This is a genomic window from Streptomyces sp. IBSBF 3136 (genome assembly GCF_036815105.1).
Classification (GTDB): Bacteria; Actinomycetota; Actinomycetes; order Streptomycetales; family Streptomycetaceae; genus Streptomyces.
Genome location: NZ_JAJSZC010000411.1, coordinates 1 through 3,006, shown reverse-complemented (window position 1 = coordinate 3,006; position 3,006 = coordinate 1). Strand labels below are relative to the sequence as shown.

The following is a 3,006-nucleotide window of genomic DNA, read 5'->3' as shown; positions in this document are numbered from 1 at the left end:
GGTACCGGCTGGTGGGCGGTTACCGGACCCGGCTGACCGGGCTGGCCAGGGGCGAGGCGGAGGCGCTGTTCCTGAGCGGGGTGCCTGGGGCGCTGCGGGAGATGGGGCTGGAGGACGCCGCCTCGGCGGCCCGGCTCAAGGTCGCCGCCGCCCTGCTGCCGTCGTTGCGGGACGCCCCGAACAGCGCCGCCCGGCGGTTCCACCTGGACGCGCCCGCCTGGTTCCGGGAGCCGCGGACGCCCGAGCTGCTGCCGGTAATCGCCGAGGCGGTCTGGGCGGACCGGCGGATCACCGCCGCCTACCGGCGCGGGGAGACCACCGTCGAGCGGGAGCTGGAGCCCTACGGGCTCGTACTGAAGGCGGGCGTCTGGTACCTGTGCGCGCGGGTGCCCGAGGGGGGTGCCTTCCGCACGTACCGCATGGACCGCTTCGGCGCCGTCGACGTCCAGGAGCGGCGCTTCGCCCGTGAGCCGGACTTCGACCTGCCCGGGCACTGGGCGGCGCAGGCCGAGCGGTTCGCGCGGTCGATCCTGCGCGCCGAGGCCGTCGTACGGCTCTCCCCGGCCGGGGTGCGCGGACTGCCGCGGGCGGTCGATCCGCTCTCCGCGCGGGAGGCGCTGGCCGGCGCGGGCGAGCCGGACGGGGCCGGGTGGGTCACGGTGACCCTGCCGGTGGAGTCGGAGGAGGTCGCGCACGACCAGCTGACGGCGCTCGGCCCCGAGGCCGAGGTGCTCGCGCCGCGGAGTCTGCGGGAGCGGTTCGCGCGGGACGCCGTGCGGCTCGCCGCGCTGTACGGGACATAACGATCCGCCGCACTCCACGTGCGCCCCACCGGCTCAGGCCCGATGCTGGTGGCGTGATGGACGAGACGGAGTTCTGGGAGCTGATCGACGCCACCCGCGAGGCCGCCGACGGCGATCCCGAGGAGCAGGCCGACCTGCTCGTGGACCGGCTGCTCCAGCTCGACCCGGAGATGGTCCTGGACTTCGCCCGTCACTTCGAGGCCCGGTACAACCGCGCCTACCGCTGGGACCTGTGGGGCGCCGCCTGGGTGCTGCTGGACGGGGCGAGCGACGACGCGTTCGACTACTTCCGGTGCTGGCTGATCGGCCAGGGCCGGGAGGTCTTCGAGGGCGGGCTGCACGCCCCCGACACCCTGGCCGACCTGCTCGGCGACTTCGACGAGGAGATCGACGGCGACGGCGAGGAGCTGGGCTACGCGGCGGACGAGGCGTACGAGCAGCTGACCGGCACCGTCGCCCCGGACCTGGGGATCGAGCCGGCGCCCGCGGAGCCGGAGGGCACACCGATCGACTTCGAGCGCGAGGCGGCCCTCGCCGAGCTGTACCCCAACCTGTGGGACCGGTTCAGGGGCTGACGGAGCCCCGGTGTGTCCCGCGCTGCGGGGCGTGCAGGGGCGGCGCCGCGTCGGCCCGGTAGAGCGCGGACGCCGTCGCCGCGGCCGGTCCGAGCACGACGGCCGCCACGCGCGGCGAAACTCGGCCTCGCCGGCATCGACCCGCGCGACCCACTCCACCGGTCACCGCCTCAGGGATCGGGGGTGCCCGCGGTGAAGGTGCCGAGGGCGGCGATGGCGGTGGTGCGGTGGTCGCAGCCCTGGGTGTGCACGAGCGGTCGGGCCGGCCGGCGGCAGACCCGTCGTGGACCGGTGCCACTGCCGGGCCCCCCGGGGCCGCTCGCGGTGTGCGCTCTGCCACCTGGCGGAACCATCGTCCCGGTGCGGGGCGTTTCAGGGGGTATACCCGAACGTGGCCGGTTCGCCGTCCGGGGTCGCTCACGCGCTCGCGTGACTGATCACCGGGCCCGTCCCGCCCGTATTAGGGGGTCCGAGAGAAAGGCGGCTCCGTGGACCTGCTCGACCTGGTGCTCGTGCTGGTGATCGTCGGCTACGCGGCCTCCGGTTACCGGCGTGGGCTGGTGGCCGGATGTGTGTCGCTGGCCGGGTTCGTGGGCGGTGCGGTCGTCGGTGTGTGGGCGCTGCCGTGGGTGACCGGTCTGGTGGCCCGCGGGTCGGCCGAGGCGACCGTGCTCGCGGTGCTGACGGTGCTGCTGCCGGGCATGGTGGGGCACGAGCTGGCGGGCCGGCTGGCGCTGCGGCTGCGCCGGGAGCTGGCCCGGGAGGGCCGGGGCCCGCTGCGGGTGGCGGACGGGATAGGGGGCGCGGCGGCCAACTCGGTGGCCGTGCTGATCGTGGCGTGGGTGGCGGCGAGTGTGCTGGGGGCGTCCTCGTCGCAGACGCTGACGACGGCGATCCGGGGTTCGGCGGTGCTGGGGGCGGTGCAGCAGACGATGCCGGAGACCACGCCGGTGTGGTTCTCGCGGGCCACCTCAGCGCTGACGGAGGCGGGTTTCCCGCAGGTCTTCAACCCGTTCGAGAACGAGTCGACGGCCCGGGTGGCGCGGCCGAGCGGCGACAGTGTCACGCCCGCCGCGACCGAGGCGGCCAGGCGGAGCACGGTGAAGATCGAGGGCGCCTCCGGCACCGAGGGCCGGGAGGGCAGCGGCTTCGTGTACACGCCACGGCACGTGATGACGAACGCGCACGTGGTGGCGGGCATCGACCGGCCGAGCGTGCGGGTGGGCGGCGTCGGTCCGGCGTACGCGGCCCGGGTGGTCCTCTTCGACCCGGACCGGGACGTGGCGGTGCTGTACGTGCCCGGGCTGCGCGCCCCGGTGCTGCCGTTCGACCGGGGCGCCGCGCACGGCGACTCGGCGGTGGTCGCGGGCTATCCGCAGGACGGGAGCCTGAACCTGCAGGCGGCGACGGTGGCGAACCGGATCCGGGCGACGGGCCGGAACATCTACGGCGACAGCACGGTCACCCGGGAGATCTACTCGATCCGCTCGACGGTGCTCCCGGGCAACTCCGGCGGCCCGCTGCTGACCACGGACGGCCGGGTGTTCGGCGTGGTCTTCGCCCGCTCCACCTCGGACACCGAGACGGGCTACGTCCTGACGGCGGGCGAGGTGGCGGGGGACGCCGGG

3 protein-coding genes are annotated in these 3,006 nt (G+C 75.3%); all 3 read left to right on the top strand.

Annotated elements, in window-relative coordinates:
* A partial coding sequence (locus V7E45_RS39650; RefSeq protein WP_333779145.1) for a helix-turn-helix transcriptional regulator occupies positions 1-803 on the top strand: 803 nt, incomplete at its 5' end.
* 56 nt (positions 804-859) lie between these two features.
* The gene (locus V7E45_RS39645) at positions 860-1,378 is read left to right on the top strand and encodes a DUF4240 domain-containing protein (protein WP_333779146.1); all 519 of its coding nucleotides are present in this window, start codon (positions 860-862) and stop codon (positions 1,376-1,378) included.
* 488 nt (positions 1,379-1,866) lie between these two features.
* Positions 1,867-3,006, top strand: a 1,140-nt coding sequence (locus V7E45_RS39640) for a MarP family serine protease (protein WP_333779144.1), incomplete at its 3' end; no start/stop codon positions are given.